This is a genomic window from Luteibacter jiangsuensis, assembly GCF_011742555.1.
GTDB lineage: Bacteria > Pseudomonadota > Gammaproteobacteria > Xanthomonadales > Rhodanobacteraceae > Luteibacter > Luteibacter jiangsuensis.
In genome coordinates this window covers 303,211-326,192 of record NZ_JAAQQR010000003.1, presented here as the reverse complement: position 1 = coordinate 326,192, position 22,982 = coordinate 303,211, and the positions used below count along the sequence as shown (strand labels likewise).

The window sequence follows — 22,982 nt, the reverse complement described above, 5'->3', positions numbered from 1 at the left end:
TTATCCACTTTGCGGTGACGACGCCCTTGCTCAACAGCGCCTATACCCGGTCGGAACACATTCGCGCCCTGTGGCCCTGGCTGCCGCTGTGGACCGCGATGGCCCTGCTTGCCATCTTTGCGCACGGCCCCATGCCGATGTTCTCGACCCGCACGCTCGCCGTGGCCTGGGAGATGTGGGCGCACGGCCATTGGCTGGTGCCGCACATCAACGGCGAACCGTACAGCGAGAAGGTGCCGCTGCTGTTCTGGATGATCCACGCGGGCTGGGCGGTGTTCGGTGTCAGCGACGTGTGGCCGCGCGTCCTCGAGGTGATCTTCGGCGGCATCCAACTGGTGCTCGCCTCCGTGCTTGCGGGGCGCCTGTTCCCATCGCATCCGTGGGTGTCGAAGGCCACGCCGTGGCTGCTCATGGCCCTGGCCTACTCCTTCCTGTTCGGCCTGCAGATCATGTACGAGGTGCTCCTCGTGGTCTGGGTGCTGGCCGCACTGCTCTGCCTTACTCCCACGGCCACGCGCGCCTCCCCGCGCTGGTGGCTGTTCGGCCTGATGGTCGGCGCCGGCCTGCTCACCAAGGGCCCGGTGATGATCGTGCACGTGCTGTTCCCGTTCCTGCTCGGCCCCCTGTGGAACGACTGGGCCCGGCAGAACAAGGCGCGCTGGTACGGCTTCGGTGTGCTCGGCCTGCTGCTCGGTTTCGCCCTGCTTCTGGCCTGGGCCCTTCCCGCCGCCGAAGTGGGCGGCGAAGCTTATCGCCAGCGGCTCTTTTTCACGCAAACCGCGGGCCGGGTGGTCGATACGAAGTCGCCCGACCTGCAGAACCACGCAAGGCCCGCCTGGTATTACCTCGTCTTCCTGCCGGTCATTCTCTTCCCGCTGTCCGGCTGGCTGCGCGGCATCGTGGCCGTGCCCACGGCACTGTTCCGCAAGCCGTGGCGCGCCGGCACCGGCGCCGCCATCGTCGCTGCCTGCATCGCCCTGGTTCTGCTCCTCGCCACCGCGCTGACCAGCGCCCCGGCGTGGGTGGCGAATGTGCTCGTCGTCCTCTTCGTCCTGCCGCTGTTCCTGGCGCTCATCCGCCAGCCGCTGGAGCCGGGCCTTCGTTTCCTCGTGGCCTGGCTGCTGCCCACCTTGCTCACCTTCTCGCTCATCACCGGCAAGCAGCTCTATTACGTGCTGCCGGAACTGGCCGGGGCCGTGATGCTCGTGGCGGCGGCGGTGGCCGATCTGCGCGAACGCCATACCGGACTGGCATCGCACTATGCGCTGGGCACGTGGCCCCTCTCGCTGGGGGCCTTCCTGCTCGCCCTCGTGTTGTTCGCGATGCCTGCCGTGGTACCCACGCGCTTCCCGGACAACATCTGGCTGGTGGGGATGGCGCCCTATGCCCGCTTCTTCGGTGTGATCTTCATCGTGCTGGGCGGGCTGCTGCTCCTGCGCGGCCGGGGCGAGATGCGCCGACTGGCCTTTGCCGGCCTCATCGGTACCGTGGCGCTCAATGCGCTGTTCACGCTCGGGCTCTGGTACCGGTACGACCTGACACCTGCCGCGCTCTTCCTTGCCCAGGCCGATGCCGCAGGCCGCCCCATCGGCAACCTGGGTGTGTCGTACAACGGCCAGTACCACTTCGCCGGACGCCTGATGCATCCCATCGCGAAGATCGCGCTCGCCCCGGGCATGGCCGCGCAAGTCGACGAAGACGACGACGATGTGGTGCACGACGGCGACACCCTTGCCGACTTCGCCAGCCACCATCCCGACGGCCTCATCGTCTCGTACGCGAAGCACCCGCCAGCCAATGCGTTTCGTTACGCGCGCCTGATCCAGCCGTCGCGCACGGGCTGGCTCATGATCTGGGACGCCACCACGCTCAATGCATTGCAGAGCGGTCGCCTGCCGCCGGAACCGCGGCAACCGACGCTCCTCTACCCCCAGGATTACTGGCGCACCCGGACCGCTTTGCGATGACCGATCCCCTCGTCGAACGGCTGCGCGCGCAACTCGGCGGCCCCCGCGACGGGGCCCTGCTGCGTTTTTCGCTGGGCAACGCTTTCCTGGGCGAGGGGGCATATGCGGATGCGGCGCAAGCCTTCCGCGACGCCATCGACTTCGATCCGCATTACTCGGCAGCGTGGAAGCTGCTGGGCAAGGCGCTGCTCGCCGTCGACGACACCGAGGGTGCCGCGGCCGCATGGCGATCGGGTATCGAAACGGCCAGCGGCCGCGGCGACATCCAGGCCGCGAAGGAAATGTCGGTCTTCCTCAACCGCCTGTTGCGTTCGCAGTGACCTTGTAAGGATCCGGCCTGTCGTGGGCCGTGTAGCGCTTGTAGTGCCACTGGTACTGCGGGAAGGCACGCTCCACGCACTGCTCCACGCCACGGTTCAGCGCCGTGCAGGCCACCTTGAGATCGGTGCTGTCGATGCCCTCGGGGGCCGGCAGCACATGGATTCGGAACCCCTCACCATCCGGCAGCCGCTCCGCGAAGCTGAAGAGCACGATGGCGCCCGTACGCGCCGCCAGGCGCGGCAGCAGCACCATCGTGAGCGCCTCCACGCCGAAGAACGGCGCGAACTCGCCCTCGCCTTCCCGCGGTTTCTGATCGGGAAGGATGCCGACGGTGCCGCCGGCGCCGAGTCGCTTGAACAGCGTGCGCACGCCGGCACCTTCTGCCCGCACCTGCTCCGGCGCCAGCTTGCCGCGCACCTTGCGCAGCAGGGCTTCGATGGCCTGGATGCGCGGCGGCCGGTAGAGGATGGCCATGGGCGTCTTGCTGCAGAGCCAATAGTTCAGCAGTTCCCAGCAGCCCAGGTGCGGCGCGGCGACGATCACCCCCTTGCCGGACGCCAGTGCGTCGGCGAACAGTTCCCCGCCCACCACTTCCCGCACCAGCCCCAGGGACTTTTCCGCCCCGCCGCCCCAGATGGCGGCGACCTCGGCCACCGACTTGCCCGCTTCCTCCATGGTCCGGCGCAGCAGGTCGGCGCGCTCCGCCTCCCCCAGTTCCGGCCGGGTGAGGCGCAGGTTCACGGCGGTATAGCGTGCGCTGCGCGAGTTGGACCGCAGGGAGCGGCGACCGATCCAGGCGCCGATGGCGTGGACGGTTCGCAGGGGAAGCAGGCTCACGAGCCTGAGCAGCAGGTAAAGCACATAGATATCGGGACGCATTCTGCGAAGTGTAGTTCGCGATTAAGCTTGGCGCCCACCAGCCGCTAACGCACTCATGATCGCTGTCATCCAGAGAGTCGAATCCGCCCATGTCGAAGTGGAGGGCGAAACCGTGGGCGCCATCGGCGCCGGGCTGCTCGCCCTGGTTGCGGTCGAGCCAGGCGACGGCGAGGCTCAGTGCGTGCGCATGGTCGAGCGACTGCGCGGTTACAGGGTTTTCTCAGACGCCGAGGGGAAAATGAATCTCAGCCTCGCCGAGAGCGGCGGCGGCCTGCTCCTGGTCAGCCAGTTCACCCTGGCAGCGGACACCCGCAAGGGCATGCGGCCCAGTTTCACCACGGCAGCGCCCCCGGAAGAGGGCCGGCGCTGGTTCGACCGCGTGGTGACGCTGGCGCGCGAAGCGCAGCCGGGGGTGGAAACCGGGCGGTTCGGTGCCCATATGAAGGTACATCTGATCAACGACGGCCCGGTCACCTTCCGCCTGGAGGTGCGCTGAGGCATCACTGCGCGGAGTTTCCATGTCCCGCATCCTTCTCATCGCCACCCGGAACCCGCCCGGCCAGAACGGCCATCTGGCGCGATTCTTGCGTGGTCACGATGAGCCCGATCCACTTGAAAACTGGTCAAAAAATCATCAAATGACTATACTGATCGGTTCCTGTAACCCGCGGCGGTCGGCATGACTAATAAAGCTCACGAGCAACAGTCTGAAATCAAACAGCTCATCTCCAAGGGTCTGGAGCAGGGCTACCTGACTTACGCCGAAATCAACGACCACCTGCCGGACGACATCGTCGATCCGGAGCAGATCGAAGACATCATGGCGGTGCTCAAGGGCGTCGGCATCGAGGTCCACGATTCCGCGCCCGACACCGACACCATTTCCGACGGCGCCGCCCCCGGCACCAGCACGGACGACGAGTCCGCGGCCGAAGAAGCCGTGGCGCTGCTGTCGGCCGTCGACGCCGAGGTGGGCCGCACCACCGACCCCGTGCGCATGTACATGCGCGAGATGGGCACCGTCGAGCTGCTTACCCGCGAGGGCGAAATCGCCATCGCCAAGCGCATCGAGGAAGGCCTGAGCCAGGTGCAGACCGCGCTGGCCAGCTTCCCGCTGACCATCCAGCTGCTGCTCGAGGAATACGACCAGCACGTGGAAGGCAAGCGCCGCCTCAGCGAGATCCTGGCCGGCTTTGCCGATCTGGAAGAAGCCGCCGACGCCGCCCAGGCCGAAGCCGATAACGCCCCCGAAGTGGACGGCGACAGCGACGACGACGATGACGACGTCGAGGCTTCCTCCGAGGACGAGGACACCGGTCCGACCGGTCCCGATCCGGAAGAAGTGAAGCGCCGCATGGAAGAACTGCGCTCGCTGCACGCGAAGTTCCAGAAGGCGGCGCCGAAGGCCGAGATCAACGACAAGAAGGTCGCGAAGATCCGCGAGCAGATGTCGGAGGCCTTCCTCAACCTCAAGCTTCCGTCAGCCCTGATCGACAGCTTCGTGCGCAAGCTGCGCGAAGTGGTGAACGACATCCGTCACCACGAGCGCGTGCTCATGGACATCTTCGTCAAGCAGGTGAAGATGCCCCGCGCCGAGTTCCTGAAGAGCTTCCCGTCCAACGAGGGCAACCTCGAGTGGGCCGCCGAGCTGTCGCGCAAGCGCCAGAAGTGGTCGCCGAACATCAAGAACTTCCGCGAGGCCATCGACGCGGAGCAGGAAAAGCTCGCCCAGATCGAGCGCACCCTGTACCTGCCGCTGACCGACATCAAGGAAATCAACCGCGCCATGTCGGTGGGCGAGGCCAAGGCCCGCCGCGCCAAGAAGGAAATGGTGGAGGCCAACCTGCGCCTGGTGATCTCCATCGCCAAGAAGTACACCAACCGCGGCCTGCAGTTCCTCGACCTCATCCAGGAAGGCAACATCGGCCTGATGAAGGCCGTGGACAAGTTCGAATACCGTCGCGGCTACAAGTTCTCCACGTACGCCACGTGGTGGATCCGCCAGGCCATCACCCGTTCGATCGCCGATCAGGCCCGCACCATCCGTATTCCGGTGCACATGATCGAAACGATCAACAAGTTGAACCGCATCTCCCGCCAGATGCTCCAGCAGTTCGGCCGCGAGCCGACGCCGGAAGAGCTGGCGAAGGAAATGGAGATGCCGGAAGACAAGATCCGCAAGGTCCTGAAGATCGCGAAGGAACCGATCTCCATGGAAACCCCGATCGGCGACGACGAAGATTCGCATCTCGGCGACTTCATCGAAGACACCAACGCCAGCTCGCCCATCGAGTCGGCGACCGAAACGGGCCTCATGGAAACCGTGCGCGACGTCCTGGCCGGCCTCACCCCGCGGGAAGCGAAGGTGCTGCGCATGCGCTTCGGCATCGACATGAACACGGACCACACGCTGGAAGAAGTCGGCAAGCAGTTCGACGTCACCCGCGAGCGCATCCGCCAGATCGAAGCCAAGGCCCTGCGCAAGCTGCGCCACCCGAGCCGCTCGGAGACGCTGCGCTCGTTCCTCGATATCGATTGATCGATAGCACAGCCCGCAAGACCGAAACGCCCGCGCAAGCGGGCGTTTTCTTTGGCACTTGCCGAATCCCCACCACCCCGTCGCTCCTGCGAAAAGCAGGAGCCCAGCGCCCCAGTCCACCCCGCCAGTCGACAACGCGCCCATCGCAACCGGCAACCCCACCTACGCCAAACCCTCCCCCGCATCGGCTAAACTTCCCGCTCAGCGCAGGGCCTATAGCTCAATGGTTAGAGCAGAGGACTCATAATCCTTTGGTTCCAGGTTCGAGTCCTGGTGGGCCCACCACCGAGCGTTGATGTACAACCGGACAGGCTCGTCCGTACATGCAGGTATTTGGTGCCCACAGGGAGAGATCGGGAATGACAGTGACGGCACAAACATCAAAGTCCTACTCGGGCTCCGTGGACGTATACCGGGAGCTTGTAGAAGATTCGCAGGAGAGCTGGCTTCTAGGCCTTGTCGCGTTTGCGATCGTGGAAGAGCAACGAATCGAATGGATGCGACACCATCAAGAGCGCACTGGTAGCGTTCCCACGGCTGAGCACATTCAGTCGTGGTACGAGCAGCAGCCATCTGGCACGCTCCTGCGAGCCAAAGGCGAGGCAGAAAACGCGCTCCAGGCCTTTTCTTCGGAGGTGGCCGCCTCGATGGATGAAGAGTACCGGCGCAAGATCGAAGAAAGTGTAATCGTCAGCCAGATCAAATCGCTGGGGCGCTTCTGGCCAAACTTTGGCGTTAACCTTGCCGGAGGCATTGCAAGCTCGTTGCTCTTTGGTGCTCTGTTAGTGGCGATTTGGTTTCTCGTCGTAAACGATACGTCACCTATCGCCATTGCCAAAAAACTCAACACTCCGGCGGAGGCAAGTGTCGATGGCCACTAAGCGTGAAGTCACCAGCCGTACTGCCGCATATGCGGCGTCCAAAGTACTTCGGAGTAGTGATGGAAGTAAATCCGCCAAGTCGGCGGCCGGCTCGGCGCTTTCGCAACGAAACGCACCGCCGAAGGTAACGTCTGCAAGCGCCGCATCGGCAGCGTCGAAAGCCCTTCGCAATCCCAATTCCAGCAAGCTTGCAAAGACGTCCGCTGGCTCGGCGCTGACCCAGCGAGCGGGCAAGAAATGTTAATCGCGGTTAAGCCGGTGTTCTTGAGCAGTGCGAGGCAGCGGCCAATCTAGGCGAGATCGCGAAGTCGCCTCGGACACAAGGATTGCGCACGCTGATTGACCTGCATCAATACGGCCATGCCTCGCTCGTGCCTCACTGGCGCCTCGGACCAGGTAGCAAGCACAAGGTCGACGAGGGGAAGGACCATCTCGCTGCCTCGGCTGGAGGCATGTGATGCACGCCGCCTGGTTCTCCTCGGCACTTCGGGTGAAGGAGAAGGAGTATGCGCATCCTGCCAACCGTTTCTCTGGTGGTGCTCGGCCTCTTGCTGACCGGCGGGGCATGGTCCCAGACGACGTTGCAGAAGCAGGCCCAGGGCCTGTTCAAGCCGATCCCGGCAACCCCGCCCGCGCTTCCCGGCAACCCCGCGTCGCCCGCTAAAGTGGCGTTGGGCAAGGCTCTCTATTTCGACCCCCGCTTGTCGGAGAGCCACGCCATCAGCTGCAACTCCTGCCACATGGTGGGCATGGGTGGCGTCGATCTGCAGGAGACGTCCCTGGGCCATCGCTGGCAGCATGGCGGCCGCAACGCGCCCACTGTCTACAACGCAGTTTTCGATACTGCCCAATTCTGGGACGGGCGCGCCAAGGACCTCGAACAGCAGGCCGGCGGTCCGCTGGTCAATCCGGTGGAGATGGATACGACGGAAGGCCACGTGATCGAACAGCTGAAAGGTATTCCTGGCTACCAGACGCTCTTCGCTCAAGCCTTTCCCACCGAAAAGGAGCCCATGACGTTCGATAACGTACGCAGGGCCATCGCCGTGTTCGAAGCCACGCTCATCACCCCGGGTGCGCCGTTCGACCATTACCTGCAAGGCAACGACAAGGCGCTCGATGCGGCGCAGAAGGAAGGCCTGTCCCTCTTCATCACCAAGGGCTGCGTCGGTTGTCACAGCGGTATCAATATGGGCGGCGACAGATACGCGCCCTTCGGCGTCGTGGAGAAACCCGGGTCCCAGATCCTGCCACCCAATGACAAAGGGCGATTCGCGGTGACCAAGACCGTCAGCGACGAATACGTGTTCCGCGTGCCGCCGCTGCGAAATATTGCGCTCACGGCGCCGTATTTCCATTCGGGCAAGGTATGGGATCTACGCCAGGCCATCGCGATCATGGGCAGCAGCCAGCTTGGCCAGACGCTTACCGATGATGAGGTCGGGAAGATCGAGGCCTTCCTGGGCACGCTGACCGGTCCGCAACCGGCCGTGACATTGCCGATCCTGCCGCCGAGCGTGGCCACGACCCCACAGCCGAAGCCTTAGGGATGCGATGCCATTCCGCCATCGACCCGTACGAGGTACGGAGCAGTCGGGCAAGCCATTGGGTAAACAACACGGGGCCGATAACAATCTGAGGGACTTTACATTCTTCGGAAAAACATTCTAATGGCCTGAGTACCTTTGACTCGGCGCCAATAGTGAAGATCACGCTGACTGAGCTTCAGGCCTTCGCCACCGTCGTGGATACGGGTTCGATCACGGCGGCCGCCGAGCATCTGGAACAAACGATCTCCGGCATCAGCCGCACCCTGGGTCGCCTGGAAGCCAAACTGGAAACGACGTTGCTGCGTCGGACCACCCGCCGGCTTGAGCTCACGGAAGAAGGCGCGACCTTTCTGAGCAGGGCCCGCGCCATCCTGGATTCGGTCGAGGAGGCCGAGGAGCAGATGGCCGCGCGGCGGCAACAGCCGGTTGGGCGTCTGCGCGTGGACGCAGCCACACCCTTCATGTTGCACGTCATCGTGCCGCGCATCGGTGGATTCCGGAAGCAGTTCCCGAAGGTGGAACTGGAACTTGCCAGCAATGAGGGCATCACCGACCTGCTGGAGAAGCGCACCGACGTGGCGTTCCGCATTGGACCGCTGAAGGACTCGACGCTGCACGCGCGCCCGGTCGGCACCAGCCGTTTGCGCTTGCTGGCCAGCCCGGCCTACCTGGAGCGCGCCGGGACGCCCAAGCAAGTTGCGGATCTGGCCGCCCATTCGCTGCTAGGTTTCACACAGCCGGAGTCCCTCAACCAGTGGCCGGTGCGCGATGCGGGTGGCAATCCGCTGCACATCCGCCCCAATCTCGCATCGTCCAGTGGCGAAACCCTGCGGCAGTTGGCGTTAGCTGGCGAAGGCATCGTCTGCCTGTCCGACTTCCTGACGGCGGCCGATCGCAAGGCCGGGAATCTGGTGCAGGTGCTGCCGAAGTCGACACTCGATGTCCGGCAGTCGATCAATGCCGTCTACTACCGGAATACGACACTCGCCTCGCGCATCACCTGCTTCATCGATTACATGGTCGATGCCCTCGCTCCCGGCACCTTCGAAACGTAGAGGATCGATGATCATGAATACACAAGAATGGTCAAACCTCCTGGCGAACGCGCTCACGGCACTCGAGGCTGGAAAGGACGGCGAAGCGCGCGATCTGCTGGCGATGGCGTCGGAGCGCGGCTCGCACATGGCCGCAGGCCTGCTCCACACACTGGCCGGCAGCGAGGTTTCCAATGCCTATGACCAGCCGCGCGCGTTCGAACGCTTCATTCGAGGTGATGGCAATCGTGCACTCTACGACGCCGTAAGCGCGGAACTGGCGAGCATATACGCCACCCATCGCCCGCATTCGTTGCTGGACATCGGCGCAGGTGACGGCATGGCGCTCGCACCGGCGGTCCGCGCTTCCGATGACGCCATCAACCGCCTTGATGTGGTCGAACCAAACACCACGTTGCTCGCCAGCCTGATGGCGAACCTGCCCATGGTCGAGGGGCACGAGACGACACTGGAGCAGTTTGTCTCCGATCTGCCAGCCACCGCGCACTGGGACATGGCGCAGTCGACCTTCGCGCTGCAGTCGATCGCACCTGATGCACGCAAGACCGCGCTTCGCTTGCTCGCCGCGCATGTGGACCGGCTGGTCATCGTCGAGTTCGACGTGCCCGATCTCGTGGCCGGCACACCCGAGTACCGCGCCTCCCTGGCGGCTCGCTACGAACAGGCGGCTTCGGACTGCGGCGAAGACGCCGAACTCGTCGCCGGCGGATTTCTTGCACCGATGCTTCTGGGCCAACTTCGCGCCGCCGAGCCTTCCAATCACGAACAGTCCAAGACTGCCTGGATCATTGAACTTGCGGACGCCGGGTTTCGCGTGGTCCGCGTGACGCATGTCCACGCCTACAGTTGGGCGAACGCTTTCTTGATTGAGGCGGTGCCTGTCGGGCACTCGCTGGACCAACCGACGAACTGATGCCTCTCGGCGTTAGGCCTCAAAGGCCACACCATGCGGTCACGGACCAAGCATGGAGTGCGACATGACCGGCGCCTGGGACTGTGCCGGAGCCTGCTGCGCAACGTGTTGCTGCGTTGCGACCTGCTGATGGCTGGCCTGTTGCGTGCGCTCTGCGAGAGCCTGCCACGTGACGCTGCTTTGCTCGATAGGCGTGTTGACGGCCTGCTGCGTGGCTGTTTCCGCGATGCGCTTGTGCGGCGAATCCAGCCGACCCTCCACGGCATACGCTTTCGACGCATCTGCACTAAGCACTACGTGGTCGACTGACTTCAGGCCCTGCTCGCGAGCCGCAACTGTCAGTGCACCGGCAAGGTTTTCGCTCTGCCGGTCAGGCACCCTGCCATGCTGCGCATCGAGCCGGTGCACGGCGCCCTGCGTCTGCCTGAAAAGCGCATGGTCTGGGTGATCCACGTGATCCAGCGTGACGGGTGCCGAATCTGGCACCACCGGCTGATAAACGTGCGAGGTAGCCGAGTTGGGGAAGTTTCTTGGCGTCGGCGGCTGCGTGCTGGTGTCCAGATAAGGCATGGCACTGTGGTTGGCGCCGAGAGAGATGCCGTTCTGCGCCATGATGTTCGGATCGAGGTGCAGCGACTTCAGATCGAGCGCCATGGGCGCCTGCCCGTTGCCGTAATGCCGCTCGTACTGCACGGCCAAGCCCACCGCCCAGGCGCCGTAGTAATTTGCATACGACGAATTGCCGTTATGTCCGAGTGTCGATGACCGATCAAAGTAGTTCTTGCCCATGCCTTCGATATTGGCCGGCGTGGAGGGCATGGTCAGGTCGGCGTTCACCGTGAGATTCGAACGCATGCTGTACTTCGCGGGAAGCTGGCTCCGGTCCACATGAATGAAATCGTCCATGCGCGCGGGGTGACGCTTGTAGATGTCTTCGAGCGTGGGCGGGGGCGCGTGGCTCTTCTGCGCCTCGAGTTGTGCGGCGCTGACCGTTGCGTTCCACCCGGAGATCTCCGCACCGGCCTCATCGCGGCGACTCGCGGCGATCACGTCTCCCACGGGTTTCGTGTAGTCGTGGGGCGTGGTCCGCGATTGCGCCACGGCCTGCAGGTCTTGGGTGAACTGACCATTGGCTTGCGCGATGTCGGCCGCATTGAATCCGTGTTGCAATTCGTGACCAAGGACAAACGTCGCCTCCGACGCGTCGTACCTGCCGCCGGCCGGGGTGGAAAGGCTGGCGAGGGGCAGGCGCATTTCGTGCGCACGCGCGTTGTATTCACCTCCCGCGTGCGGGTTGTTCAAGGCGACGATGCGCTGCAGGTGGCCCGCGTCAACGGCGCGGTTGACCTCATCAATCAGCGCCGGCGAGGCATTGATCGTATCGGTCAGGTTCTTCAGCTGATCGGATGTGACCCCCGGTTCTCTCCCAAACGCATGGAGAACCGCGATGGCTTTCGCATTCAGTGGCATGGCCAGCCCCTCTAGCGCACAAGGACCATGTGCACACAGGCCGCCGAGGCATCCTCGCCTTCAGTGACCAGGGGATAGACCTCGACATGTTGGCCAGGGCGGTCGAAGGCATCGTAGGTCCAGCGCCCGTGCTCACCGTGCGCACTCTGACGCTTGAAGCCCATGCGCTCCAGTTCCTGCGTGAAGTGAGCAAAGTCAGGTGTGCAGATCGGCGTTGCAGCGGGGCGGTCTTCACCGATCGGGGAAAATATCAGGTCGATACGCGGCCCCACCGCACCCACCTTCTGCCGCTCGACGCTGAAGGCCCAGCCACCGCTCAGCGGCTGCGCGTAGCCGAAGTGATCCGTGCTCAGGCGCTTGATCGGCAGGCCCAGACGCTCGCCCATGGCTTCCGGCGTGAGTTCCGCCACCGATGGCGTCGTGCGGATCAGTTCCAACATGCCGTGCATGGCCTGCTCGGCGGTGACGTGGGCGATGGACGCGTTCATGCGGGGTGTCTCCTTCGCTTCGGTAGCGTGCGTTAGCGGGGCCGAGGCGGCTAATAAGGTGGCGAAGGCCAACCGCGTGGGATGGCCGAGCAAACCGGGTTGACGCAAGCGTTGCCGGGGCATCGCGACTCCTTCCGTTGCCGCCAGGTCGCGGCCCGCCCTAGGGTAGCAACAGGGCGGCCGCGATTCCGGCACCGTGTCTCGCTTCGTTCAGCCGTGACCACCCCTGCGACACGTTGCCATACCACCATGGTCGAACATGCGCTGCCCAGCGGCCGGTGAGAAAATGGCCGGTCCCTTTCGGCCGCACGATTCTGTCCATGTCCACCGATCGCATCCGCTCTTCCCTCCTGCGTGACCGCGTGGTCAGCGCCGAGGCTGCCGCCGCCTTCATCCAGCCGGGCGAGACCGTGGCCATGAGCGGGTTCACGGGTTCCGGTTATCCGAAGGCCGTGCCGCTGGCGCTGGCCCGCCGCATCGAGGATGCGCACGTGGCCGGCCAAGCGTTTCGCATCCGCCTCATGACCGGCGCCTCCACCGCGCCGGAACTCGACGGCGCCCTGGCCAAGGCCGACGGCATCGCACTGCGCATGCCGTTCCAGACCGATCCGGATGCCCGCCAGCGCATCAATGCGGGCACGCTCGATTACATCGACATCCACCTGAGCCACGTGGCACAGCACGTGTGGTTCGGTTTCTACGGCGATATCGATACCGCCGTGGTCGAGGTGGCAGGCATTCGCGAAGACGGCTCGCTGATTCCTTCAACGTCCATCGGCAACAACAAGACGTGGCTGGATCTCGCGAAGAAGGTGATCATCGAGGTCAACGACTGGCAGCCGGAAGGCATCGACGGCATGCACGACGTGTACTACGGCACTGCCCTGCCCCCGCACCGCAAACCGATCCCGCTGCTGCATGCGGACGACCGCATCGGCGAGACGTCGTTGCGCGTAGATTCGGACAAGGTCGTGGCCGTCGTGCGTACGCACGGCCCCGATCGCAACAGCCCCTTCGCGCCGGTGGACGACACCAGCAAGCGCATCGCCGCGCACCTGATCGAGTTCCTGCAGCACGAGGTGAAGAAGGGCCGTCTGCCGGCAAACCTGCTGCCGCTGCAGTCGGGCGTGGGCAACATTCCCAATGCCGTGCTGGCGGGGCTCTCCGAAAGCGGCTTCCGTGACATGGCCGCGTTCACCGAAGTCATCCAGGACGGCATGCTCGACATGCTGCGCGACGGCGTGTTGCGCGTGGCGTCGTGCACCGGCTTCGCCCTGAGTCCGGCTGCGAACGAAGAGTTCAAGCGGAATATCGATTTCTACCGCGAGCGCATCATCATGCGCACCCAGGAAATCTCGAATCATCCGGAACTGGTGCGCCGGTTGGGCTGCATTGCCATGAACGGGATGATCGAGGCCGACCTGTATGGCAACGTGAACTCCACGCACGTCATGGGCAGCAAGATCATGAACGGCATCGGCGGCTCCGGCGACTTCGCGCGCAACAGCTTCCTGTCGATCTTCCTGAGCCCGAGCACGGCCAAGAACGGCAGCATCTCGGCACTGGTGCCGATGGTGAGCCATGTCGACCACACGGAGCACGACGTGTCGATCATCGTGACTGAGCACGGCCTGGCCGATCTGCGCGGCCTGCCGCCGCGGCATCGCGCCCGGCAGATCCTGGATCGTTGCGTGGATCCATCCTATCGGGCGCAGCTCGAGGATTACTTCGAGCGGGCGTCGCGAGCGAGCTTCGGCAAACACACGCCACACCTGCTGCCGGAGGCGCTGTCGTGGCATCAGCGCTGGCTGGACACGGGTTCGATGCGCGCCTGACGGCGCGGAACACGACGCAATTTCTTGCGCATGGTTGACGCCGTGGACTGAAACGTCCCTGTCATTCCAGCGACCTACGGTGGGTTGCTCGACAGCAAACAACGGCCACTCCCATGGATACCTCTCGACGCCGTTTCCTGGGCGTCGCCGGCGGCTTCGCCGGTGCATGCGTTCTCGTCGAACCATGGCGCGTTGCGCGCGCCATGGATGCGTCGATGGCCATGCCGATGAAACAGCGGATGACCATGCCCGGGCTGGCCGCGCCAAACGTGCCGCTGGTCAATCCGGTCACCATGGCAAAGTTCGTCGATGCCCTGCCGGTGCCGCCGATCGCGTTGCCCGTCGGCAAGCGTGCCCACCCCGCGTTCGGTGCGCGACAACTGCCGCTCTATCGCCTGCCGATGCGGGCGTTCAGCGCCAAGGTTCACCGGGATCTTCCACCCACGCCGCAATGGGGCTATGCCGGATGCACGCCGGGCCCCACCATCGTCACGCGACGTGACGAGCCGGTGCTTGTGGAATGGGCCAACGAGCTTCCTGTCCGTCATTTCCTGCCTATCGATCACGGCATTCATGGCGCGGAGAAATCCAAACCCGAGGTTCGCACCGTCACCCATGTGCATGGTGCACGTGTCTCGGCGCCGAACGACGGTTGGCCCGAAGACTGGTACGTGCCAGGCAAGTCGGTAACCTCCCTTTACCCAGGTGACCAGGACGCCACCACCTTGTGGTACCACGATCACGCCATGGGCATCACACGGCTGAACATCTACGCAGGCCTCTTCGGCAGCTTCCTGGTGCACGACGACGAAGAGCAGGCACTGGGCCTCCCCTCCGGCGAATTCGACATGCCGCTGGTGCTGTACGACCGCCTGCTCGCCAAGAGCGGCAAGCTCTACTACCCGGTTTCGGAAGACCCCGAGGCCCCCTGGGTGTCCGAATGCCACGGCGATGCGGTGCTGTGCAACGGCAAGCTGTACCCGTATCTGGACGTGGAGCCGCGCCGCTACCGTTTCCGACTGATCAACGTCGCCAACTCCAGCTTCTTCAATCTGTCGCTGTCACACGGCAAGCCGTTCCAGCAGATCGGCAGCGACCAGGGACTGCTGGCGGCGCCCACCGATCGCACGAACATCGAACTCTACCCGGCCGAACGCGCCGAGGTGATCGTGGACTTCAGTGCCTACGCAGGTCAGTCGGTGCAGCTGCGTCACCAGTCCGAAGGCATCGTGGAGTTCCGCGTTCGCGCCAAGGGCCGCCGCGATACCTCCGTGGTGCCGGCCAACTTGCGGCCGGTACAGCGCATCGACCCTTCCACCGCGGTGCAGGACCGCGTACTCGCACTGGGCGAGCAAGACGATTCGGGCGGTAGTCCGATGACGATGCTGCTCGATGGAAAGATGTGGAGCGATCCCATCAGCGAAAAGCCCAGGAAGGGCACGGTAGAAACCTGGACGTTCGTCAATGTGACGGGCGATGCGCACCCCATGCATCTGCACCTTGTGCGCTTCCAGATAGTGGAGCGCCGTCCGTTCGACCTTTTCGCGTGGAACGCGCGGAAAGAACTGAAGTTCACCGGGCCACCGATACTACCGGCCGCGCACGAAGCCGGTTGGAAAGACACCGTGCGCTGCGATCCCGGCATGGTCACCCGCATCGTCGCGCGCTTCGACGGCGAGCCAGGCAAGTACGTCTGGCACTGCCATTACCTCGAGCACGAAGACAACGAAATGATGCGTCCTTACGAACTGGTCTGAATTGTTCGCAACATCTTGCGTTGACACGTGAGCGTCATCACGCACTCGCGCATTGTCGCCTGCACGCCAACGATTCGTCACATGCCAGGCCGATGCTCACGGCTGTCGACGGGCACCCACATCCTGGCTCGACAAGCATCAGGGGGAAGACTTCCAGTAGGGAGAGATTCACAATGCTCACATGGTTGCGCCACACGCGGCCTTCGCCGCTGTTGATCGCCGCGCTTTCCGTCGGCCTTACCGGCATCGTCAGCGCACAGGACACCACGCCACCCGACCACGACGCGCAGTTCCGCCAGAACGTGCCTGTGGCCCCCTTCAAGGGGCAGACCGGCCTTCCTGGTGGCATCGTCGTACTGCACAAGCCGCCCCGGGGTCGGGACAACAGCAACAACACCGTCACCCCGATCAAGCACGTGATCCTTCTGATCGGCGAGAACCGCACGTTCGACCACGTCTACGGCACCTACACCGCGCCGAAGGGGCAGCACGTGGACAACCTGCTGTCCAAGGGCATCGTCAACGCCGACGGCACGCCGGGGCCGAACGTGGACCTTGCCGCCCAGTTCATGGCTTCGAACACCGGCAAGTTCGACATGTCGCCGAAGAAGGCCGGCAAGTACAAGCTGCTTCCGCAGATGAATACCGGCGGCGCACCTACTGAAGCACCGTTCGCTTCGGCAGCGCAGGCACAGGCCATCGAGCCGGCCCTGCCCGATGGTACCTACGACATGCTCGCTGTCGGCGGCACCGGCCTGCCCAAGAAGGTGGTCGACACCCGTTTCCCCGCCGAGCTACCCAACGCGCCGGTGGACCTGCATGCGTCGATCAGCTACGACGCCTACGCCAACAGCCCCGTGCATCGCTTCTTCCAGATGTGGCAGCAGCTCGATTGCGACACCCGGGCCGCTACCCCAACCAACCCCAGCGGCTGTCGCAACGATCTCTTCCCCTGGGTGGAAACCACCATCGGCGCGGGTAGCAACGGCAAGGAGCAGCCGGCGAACTTCACCGACCAGAGCACCGGTGAAGGCGCCACCGCCATGCAGTTCCTGAACATGGCCCAGGGCGATGCGCCTTACTTCAAGAAACTGGCCCAGAAGTACGCGTTGAGCGACAACTTCCACCAGTCGGTGATGGGCGGCACGGGCGCCAATCACATCATGCTTGGCTACGGCACCTTGATCTACTACGCCGATGCGAACGGCAAACCCGCCACGCCGCCGGAAAACCAGATCGAGAACCCGGATTCCCAATTCGGTACGAACAACTGGTGGGTGCAGGACGGTTACAGCGGTGGCTCTTACGTCAATTGCTCCGACGAAAGCCAGCCGGGCGTGAAGCAGATCAAGAACTATCTGCGTTCGTTGCCGTACCAGACGTTCAGGGGCACGGACTGCAAGCCGAAGGCGTACTACCTGGTGAACAACTACAACCCGGGCTACCTGGGCGACGGCACGCCGGCTCCGCTGGGCGACGACCAGTTCACCATCCCGCCGACCACACAAGAAAACCTGGCGCTGCTGCTGGAGAAGCACAACGTTTCCTGGAAGTACTACGGCGAGGGCTTCGCCGGCGGCAAGGAAGACGGCGAGGGCGGCACCTTCTGCAACATCTGCAATCCGTTCCTGTACTCCACCCAGGTCATGACCAACCCGGAACTTCGTGCCAAGAACCAGGACATCAACGACCTGTACGACGACATCCAGAACGACACGCTGCCGGCCGTTTCCATTGCCAAGCCGGACGGCATTCTCGATGGTCATCCGGCCTCGTCGAAGCTTGACCTCTTTGAAGGCTACGTGCGCAAGATCGTCGAAATGGTCGAGGCCAATCCGGGGGTATGGAACGACACCGCGATCATGGTCACCTTCGACGAAGGTGGCGGCTACTACGATTCCGGCTACATCCAGCCGATCGACTTCTTCGGCGACGGCACGCGGATCCCGCTGCTGGTGGTGTCGAAGTACTCGCTTGGCGGCAAGGTCGTGCATACGTACTACGACCATGTCTCGTTCGACAAATTCGTCGAGGCCAACTGGAACCTGAGGGATCAGATCTCCGCCCGCAGTCGCGACAACCTGCCGAACCCGGTGTCATTCCGGGAAAACCCGTATGTCCCGGTAAACGCGCCGGCCATCGGCAACCTCATGGACATGTTCAACTTTGCCCACAAGGATGTCAGCGACGTCACCGCGATTGCCGACTGAGCATTCGCTGTTAACGAGACAACGACCCTGCCCGCGCAAGCGGGCGGGGTTTTCGCGATGCAAGGAGTAGACGACGATGAAGCTTTCCCTGCTCGGATGGGTCGTTGGCGTAATCGCCCTGATCCCGTTGGCTGCGGTCACCCCCGTCCACGCCGATGCCGGCGACTTCGGTGCCATGCCGGGGTTGTGGAAGATCCAGGTGCGGCACGTGGCCCATGGCAAGGCCGATGCACCGGAAGTGCAATGGCATTGCGTGGATGAAGGTGCCGATCCCTGGACCACGTTCGCCGCGTGGACGCCGGCGGCCGGCGAGTGCACCGCCACGGACCAGCAACGCCGCAGTACTTCGCTGGCGTGGAAGCTCACCTGCAAGACCGCCGCGCCGGCTTCAGCGCATGTGGATTTCGACAGCGCCAAGCACTACACAGGCAGCGTCACGTCCGAAGGCGGCAGCGAGGTGACGCGGGTGGAGGGCGACCGTTACGCCGCCTGCACCAGCCCGGAAGATTGATGGGGGGCGACGCTAGACCAGGCGGAGGTCGGTTGGCTTCGCGCCGGGGAACACCGTGCCGAGGTCCTTGTCCGACAACCCATACATCCGCCGCATGAGCCCGCCAAGCACATCGCGGTAGTTGTTCAATACAGGATAGTCGCGATTCTGCAGCAGGTTCCCCGCATTGATCGCGACCTGCTGCCCCGCGATGCGACCGCCATCGATCTTTCCGCCCAGCACCCAGTACGTCGTGCCGTGGCCGTGGTCGGTGCCCTTGTTGCCGTTCTCGCGGAAGGTGCGGCCGAACTCGGAGACGACGACCACGACGGTGTCGTTCCATTCCTTTTCGCCCAGACCGTCGGCGAAGGCCGCGAGGCCTTGCGACAGGTTATCCAGGTTGTTCGCGAGCTGGCCTTGCGCGCCGCCCTGGTTCACATGCGTGTCCCAGCCGCCCACGTCGACGAAGCCGAGGCGGAAGCGGTCGCGCATCAGCGTCGCCATGCGCTCGCCCTGTTGGGCGAAGCCACGGGCGTTCACCGCGCCGCGGCTGGCCGCGGTCATCTCTGTCTTGAGATCGTTGGCCACGTCCTGGCGCAACTGCAGGCCGTCGGCGGCCTGCGCCTGCAACGCGGTGCCCTGGTACATGCCGGCGAGGATCTTCGACTGGCGATCGTCGAACGTGGCATTGCCGTTGCCCTTCAGCGACACGTTGGGCACGTCCCCCGCGCCGCGAAACGAGAGCGGCAGCGCATCCGTGAAGGCGATCGGCGGCACGCCGCGCAGCACGCCGCTCAGCCGCCCCATGAAACCGGAGGCGTAGCGGCGTGCGTCGCCTGCCTCGCCCGATTCGATATTGTCCTGGGTTTCGAAGTGGCTACGCGACAGATCGTCGGTGCCCGCGAAGGGAACGAAGGCCAGCTGCTTGCGATCCCACAGCGGCCCCATCGACTTCAGCACGGCCGGCGCCAGGGCCCAGTTCGCGTCCAGCGCGCGTGCCGAGCCGTCGTCCTGCGGGTCCGGCCGGGCCACCGCGATGTTCGGCCGCGACTCGTAATAGAAGTCGCTCGCGTAGGGCACGAGAAGATTGTTGGCATCGTAGCCGCCGCGCAGGAACACTAGCAGGAAGCGAGGCGAGGTGGCCGGCGTGGCGAATACCTTGCCCCCGAGGGTCAGCGCGGGCACGGTGGCAGCGAGGGTGAAAAGGAACTGGCGACGATCCATGGCGGACCTCAGCGGTAATTGAATTCGGGGGACGAGAGCAGGTAGGTGTTCCATTCCTGCTGCGACGTGGCCTGCGAGAGCGCGTCGCGCGTCTTCGGGCCGAGGAAGGGATCGATGGTCGCGTAGTAGGTCGGCGTGGTCAGCTGCGGGAAGCCGCCGCGGTGTTGCGAGCCGTCGTCGTTGAGGTCGAAGAGATGATTGGCGCCGCTGCCAATGGAGCGGGCGATCTCGAAACGTTTCGCCACCTGGCCCGAGCTGGTCCATTCCGAACTGGCCAACGGCCAGCCGTCCGGGGTGATGCGCCCGAACGGTGCCTGGCCCAACTGCTGCACCCAATTCACCAGCGGCCGCGGGTTTTCCACAGGCTTGCCGTCATAGGCCAGGCGCATGGCGGAGACCAGGAACTGGGTCGGATCCTTGTAACGCTTGCCCAGCGAAGCGGTGAAGTACTTCGAGGTCAGCATGGTTTTCATCACCTGCGCGATGTCGCCGTCCGTGTGCCGGAAGGTCTTCGCCATGGCCTCGATCAGCGCGGGCGGCGGGTCATCGGCCACGAAATACTTCGCCAGTCCCGTGGAGACGAATGTCGCGCACGCCGGCTGGTTCACGATGAGGTCCACGGCCTTCTCCACCTCGTCGAAGCCGCCGCCCTTGATCGTGTGGCCGAGCAGCACCTGGTCGCTGAAGTCATGCCGGTTGGGATTGAACTCGAACACGCCCTCCTGCAGGTAATACGGCTGCAGGTCGCGACGAATCCTGCGCGGCTGGCCGTCGAAGTTCACGCCCACGCCGGTCAGGATGTGCGCCAGGGCCTGCACATCGGCCTGCGTGTAACCCGAGCCCACGCCGAGTGTGTGCAGCTCCATGAGTTCGCGCGCATAGTTTTCGTTGATCTTGTCGCGTGCGTTCTGCGCGTTGTCGAGGTATTCGAGCATGGCCGGGCTCTTGAGCGTGGCCATGACCAGATCACGGAACTTGCCCAGAGCGTGCGGGCGAATCGTGTTTTGCGTGTAATCGGCCAGCAGCCAGCGCACACGCCCCTTGTCACGGAACACGCTGAAATGGTTCAGCCAGAACCACACCAGCTGCTCGCGCAGCTGGTTCTCGTCGTAGATGGCCTCGAGCAGTACGGCGGATTGCGCCTGCTGGGCGTATTCGTTGCCCTGCTTCTGCTGGGCCTTGCGCGCCTCCTGCTTGGCGTCGCCATCGGGCATGGCCTTGATGACCTGGGCCTGGTCACGCACCTGGGCCATCAGCACGGTCACGGGCGTCTTCACCGCGTCGAATCCGGCGATCCGGGCCTGGATCGCCGCCGGCAGCCCGTCACCCGACGGGTGAAGCTGGCGGTCGAGGAAGCGCCGCTTGCCCAGATCGCGAAAGCTGGCGAGGGTGGCCGAATCGGCGCCGAAAGTAACCCGATTGAGCCAATAGGCGTCTTCCTTCGGCAGTGCAGCGTCATCCGCCAGGACAGGCAGGGCGGCCAGGACCAGCAGGCAGGCGGCGAGCGATCGCATGAAACCTCCGTTACAGGGGTAACACTCCCAACGAACGGACAGGTTGCCCGAAGGTTTACGGCAGCGGTGCGCTCGTAAAAGCTTGCTTCAGGGGCGATATGGATTTGTAACGACCTCCGGCCTGCCGCGTCGCACGGTGACCTAGCTAGTCCTTTCGGCCAATAAGCTGCTCTACCAGTCCAAGGGTGCGGGTCGAATCGCGTAAAGTCGCCACTGGCGTCGGCCGCACTGCCGTCAAGCTCGGCCGCAGCCGACAGCTAAAAGGATCAGGAAGCCTTCCAATAACCTGCAGAAGCCAGGAGATTCGCTCATGGCCATCGAGAATGCCGGGAAAGGATCACGTTCAACATCCGTCGCCTTCGCGACAGCAGCTTTGGCCTGCTTCATCTACGCCGCGGTGGCTCTCCTGACGCTGCACTTTCTGCGGCCCGATTACGCACCGGCAACCAACTTCATCAGCAATTACGCCGTGGGTCGATATGGCTGGGTGATGACGATCTGGTTCCTCGCGATGAGCTGTGGCCTGTTGGCGCTCGTAGCGGGCCTCCATACCAGCGGCCTGCGCTCCATCACCGCCCGATTGGGGATGTTTCTGCTGCTCGTTGCCGCGATCGGGCTGGTGGTCTCGGCCGCGTTTCCCACGGATATCCCTGGCGCGCCGTCCACCCGGTCGGGAGCCATCCACGACCAGAGCTTCCTCGTGAATGTCGGAAGCATCTTCATCGCAAGCATTCTGCTATCGGCAAGTTTCGGAACCCACCCGGCGTGGCGCCCCTTTCGGCGAACCGCCTGGATGCTCACCTCCCTGATATTGGCCGGATTTGTCATCCAGTTCCTCACCCTGCACAAGGGGATGCCATATGGCCTCGCGAACCGGTTTTTCGTGCTGGTTCTGTTCGCGTGGCTGTTCGGTGTATCTCTTCGATTGCGATCGCAAACACCAGGCTGAAGCTCCAAAAATGCGACACCGCGGCTATCCGGATATCCGGAGCCGCAGATGCCGCCGGGCATTCCCTTCTGCCTCGCCGAGGAACCTTCCGGGTATGCCTGCGGCCGTATTGGGCGGCTTAGTTGCGCCTTAGCGCGAACCCCGTGAAAAGCGCGGAAAGGGGCGGGAAAGATCGTGGGTCTAGCGTCCACATCCACCTGCAACCACTGCGACCTCTCGATGAGCCTGCGCGACTGGACCATCCTCTGCGACTTCGACGGCACCATTTCCGTGGAAGACGTGATCGACTCCCTGCTGGATCGTTACGGGCGCCCGGGCTGGGAGGCACTGGAACGCGACTGGCGCGCCGGCCTCATCGGCTCCCGCGCATGTATGGGCGGACAGGTGGCGCTGCTCGACATGAGCGCGGAAGAACTGGACGCCGAACTCGCCAACGTGCGCATCGACCATGCGTTCCCCGCCTTCGTGGCGAGGGCCCGCGAACTGGACGTGCCCGTGCACATCGTGAGCGACGGCCTAGACTACGCCATCCATCGCATCCTGCGCCGCCATGGCCTGGACGATCTGCCCGTGGCGGCGAACCACCTGGCGCCGGGTACCCCGCCGCAGCGCTGGAGTTTCAGCTCGCCCTTCCAGGCCGAAGGCTGCGGCAGCGGCACCTGCAAATGCGCCTGCGTCGAGCGCAGCCGCGCATCCAACGGCCGCAAGACCCTCCTCATCGGCGACGGCGCGTCGGACTTCTGCGCCGCCGACCACGTCGACTACGTGTTCGCCAAGCACCGCCTGATCGAGCACTGCCGCGCCGCTGGTATCCCCTACATGCCCATCACCGGCTTCGAAGACGCGCTGGCGCTTCTGCCCGCGTTGCTCGATGGAACGCTGGAAGAACACCTCACGCTACCCGCCATCCAAGACAGCCTCGCCTGATTTACGGAACCCT

The 22,982-nt window shown here is 64.1% G+C and carries 19 protein-coding genes and 1 tRNA gene; 15 read left to right on the top strand and 5 right to left on the bottom strand.

Features of this window, described 5'->3' with window-relative positions; all coding sequences use genetic code 11:
• Positions 1–14: 14 nt before the first annotated feature.
• The gene (locus tag HBF26_RS08265; protein WP_425482975.1) at positions 15–1,967 is read left to right on the top strand and encodes an ArnT family glycosyltransferase; all 1,953 of its coding nucleotides are present in this window, start codon (positions 15–17) and stop codon (positions 1,965–1,967) included.
• Positions 1,964–2,287, top strand: a complete 324-nt coding sequence (locus HBF26_RS08260) for a tetratricopeptide repeat protein (protein ID WP_167124933.1) — start codon at positions 1,964–1,966, stop codon at positions 2,285–2,287. The genes HBF26_RS08265 and HBF26_RS08260 overlap by 4 nt, the downstream gene beginning before the upstream one ends.
• On the opposite strand, the gene HBF26_RS08255 is transcribed toward HBF26_RS08260, so the two are convergent.
• A complete protein-coding gene (locus HBF26_RS08255) occupies positions 2,262–3,167 on the bottom strand; it encodes an LpxL/LpxP family acyltransferase (RefSeq protein WP_167124931.1) in 906 nt (301 codons plus the stop codon). The genes HBF26_RS08260 and HBF26_RS08255 overlap by 26 nt on opposite strands.
• 55 nt (positions 3,168–3,222) lie before the next feature.
• Here HBF26_RS08255 and dtd point away from each other — a divergent pair, with 55 nt between their 5' ends.
• The 7 genes from dtd (at position 3,223) to HBF26_RS08220 (ending at position 10,105) form a co-directional block, all read left to right on the top strand.
• A complete protein-coding gene (gene dtd / locus HBF26_RS08250) occupies positions 3,223–3,663 on the top strand; it encodes a D-aminoacyl-tRNA deacylase (RefSeq protein ID WP_167124929.1) in 441 nt (146 codons plus the stop codon).
• A 183-nt stretch (positions 3,664–3,846) separates the two neighbouring features.
• A complete protein-coding gene (gene rpoD / locus HBF26_RS08245) occupies positions 3,847–5,706 on the top strand; it encodes an RNA polymerase sigma factor RpoD (protein ID WP_167124927.1) in 1,860 nt (619 codons plus the stop codon).
• Between the two features lie 209 nt (positions 5,707–5,915).
• Positions 5,916–5,991: transfer RNA gene (locus HBF26_RS08240), tRNA-Ile, on the top strand.
• Between the two features lie 74 nt (positions 5,992–6,065).
• Entirely contained in the window at positions 6,066–6,587 is a 522-nt protein-coding gene (locus HBF26_RS08235) for a hypothetical protein (RefSeq protein ID WP_167124925.1), read from the top strand.
• Between the two features lie 506 nt (positions 6,588–7,093).
• Complete coding sequence (locus HBF26_RS08230; protein ID WP_167124923.1) at positions 7,094–8,134, top strand: cytochrome-c peroxidase; 1,041 nt, start codon at positions 7,094–7,096, stop codon at positions 8,132–8,134.
• Positions 8,135–8,289: 155 nt separating this feature from the next.
• On the top strand, positions 8,290–9,192 hold the full coding sequence (locus tag HBF26_RS08225; protein ID WP_167124921.1) for a LysR substrate-binding domain-containing protein: 903 nt from the start codon (positions 8,290–8,292) through the stop codon (positions 9,190–9,192).
• Entirely contained in the window at positions 9,161–10,105 is a 945-nt protein-coding gene (locus tag HBF26_RS08220) for a small ribosomal subunit Rsm22 family protein (protein ID WP_240151255.1), read from the top strand. The genes HBF26_RS08225 and HBF26_RS08220 overlap by 32 nt, the downstream gene beginning before the upstream one ends.
• A gap of 39 nt (positions 10,106–10,144) precedes the next feature.
• Here the strand turns inward: HBF26_RS08220 and HBF26_RS08215 are convergent, their stop codons facing one another.
• Positions 10,145–11,575: an XVIPCD domain-containing protein gene (locus HBF26_RS08215; RefSeq protein WP_167124919.1), complete on the bottom strand. Its 1,431-nt coding sequence runs from the start codon at positions 11,573–11,575 to the stop codon at positions 10,145–10,147.
• Positions 11,576–11,586: 11 nt separating this feature from the next.
• Positions 11,587–12,063, bottom strand: a complete 477-nt coding sequence (locus tag HBF26_RS08210) for a hypothetical protein (RefSeq protein ID WP_167124917.1) — start codon at positions 12,061–12,063, stop codon at positions 11,587–11,589.
• 320 nt (positions 12,064–12,383) lie between these two features.
• Here HBF26_RS08210 and scpC point away from each other — a divergent pair, with 320 nt between their 5' ends.
• The 4 genes from scpC to HBF26_RS08190 all read left to right on the top strand — a co-directional run bounded on the left by scpC (position 12,384) and on the right by HBF26_RS08190 (position 18,376).
• Positions 12,384–13,898, top strand: a complete 1,515-nt coding sequence (scpC, locus tag HBF26_RS08205; protein ID WP_167124915.1) for a succinyl-CoA:acetate CoA-transferase ScpC — start codon at positions 12,384–12,386, stop codon at positions 13,896–13,898.
• Between the two features lie 113 nt (positions 13,899–14,011).
• Entirely contained in the window at positions 14,012–15,655 is a 1,644-nt protein-coding gene (locus tag HBF26_RS08200) for a multicopper oxidase family protein (RefSeq protein WP_167124913.1), read from the top strand.
• A 173-nt stretch (positions 15,656–15,828) separates the two neighbouring features.
• The gene (locus HBF26_RS08195) at positions 15,829–17,865 is read left to right on the top strand and encodes an alkaline phosphatase family protein (RefSeq protein ID WP_167124911.1); all 2,037 of its coding nucleotides are present in this window, start codon (positions 15,829–15,831) and stop codon (positions 17,863–17,865) included.
• A 76-nt stretch (positions 17,866–17,941) separates the two neighbouring features.
• A complete protein-coding gene (locus tag HBF26_RS08190; RefSeq protein ID WP_167124909.1) occupies positions 17,942–18,376 on the top strand; it encodes a DUF3617 domain-containing protein in 435 nt (144 codons plus the stop codon).
• Positions 18,377–18,388: 12 nt separating this feature from the next.
• On the opposite strand, the gene HBF26_RS08185 is transcribed toward HBF26_RS08190, so the two are convergent.
• A complete protein-coding gene (locus HBF26_RS08185; protein ID WP_167124906.1) occupies positions 18,389–19,579 on the bottom strand; it encodes a DUF1501 domain-containing protein in 1,191 nt (396 codons plus the stop codon).
• An 8-nt stretch (positions 19,580–19,587) separates the two neighbouring features.
• Positions 19,588–21,093, bottom strand: coding sequence for a DUF1800 domain-containing protein (locus tag HBF26_RS08180; protein WP_167124904.1), 1,506 nt, complete (start codon positions 21,091–21,093; stop codon positions 19,588–19,590).
• A 310-nt stretch (positions 21,094–21,403) separates the two neighbouring features.
• Here HBF26_RS08180 and HBF26_RS08175 point away from each other — a divergent pair, with 310 nt between their 5' ends.
• Entirely contained in the window at positions 21,404–22,042 is a 639-nt protein-coding gene (locus HBF26_RS08175; protein ID WP_167124902.1) for a DUF998 domain-containing protein, read from the top strand.
• Positions 22,043–22,261: 219 nt separating this feature from the next.
• Entirely contained in the window at positions 22,262–22,969 is a 708-nt protein-coding gene (locus HBF26_RS08170) for an MtnX-like HAD-IB family phosphatase (protein WP_167125506.1), read from the top strand.
• The last annotated feature ends 13 nt before the right edge of the window (positions 22,970–22,982 follow it).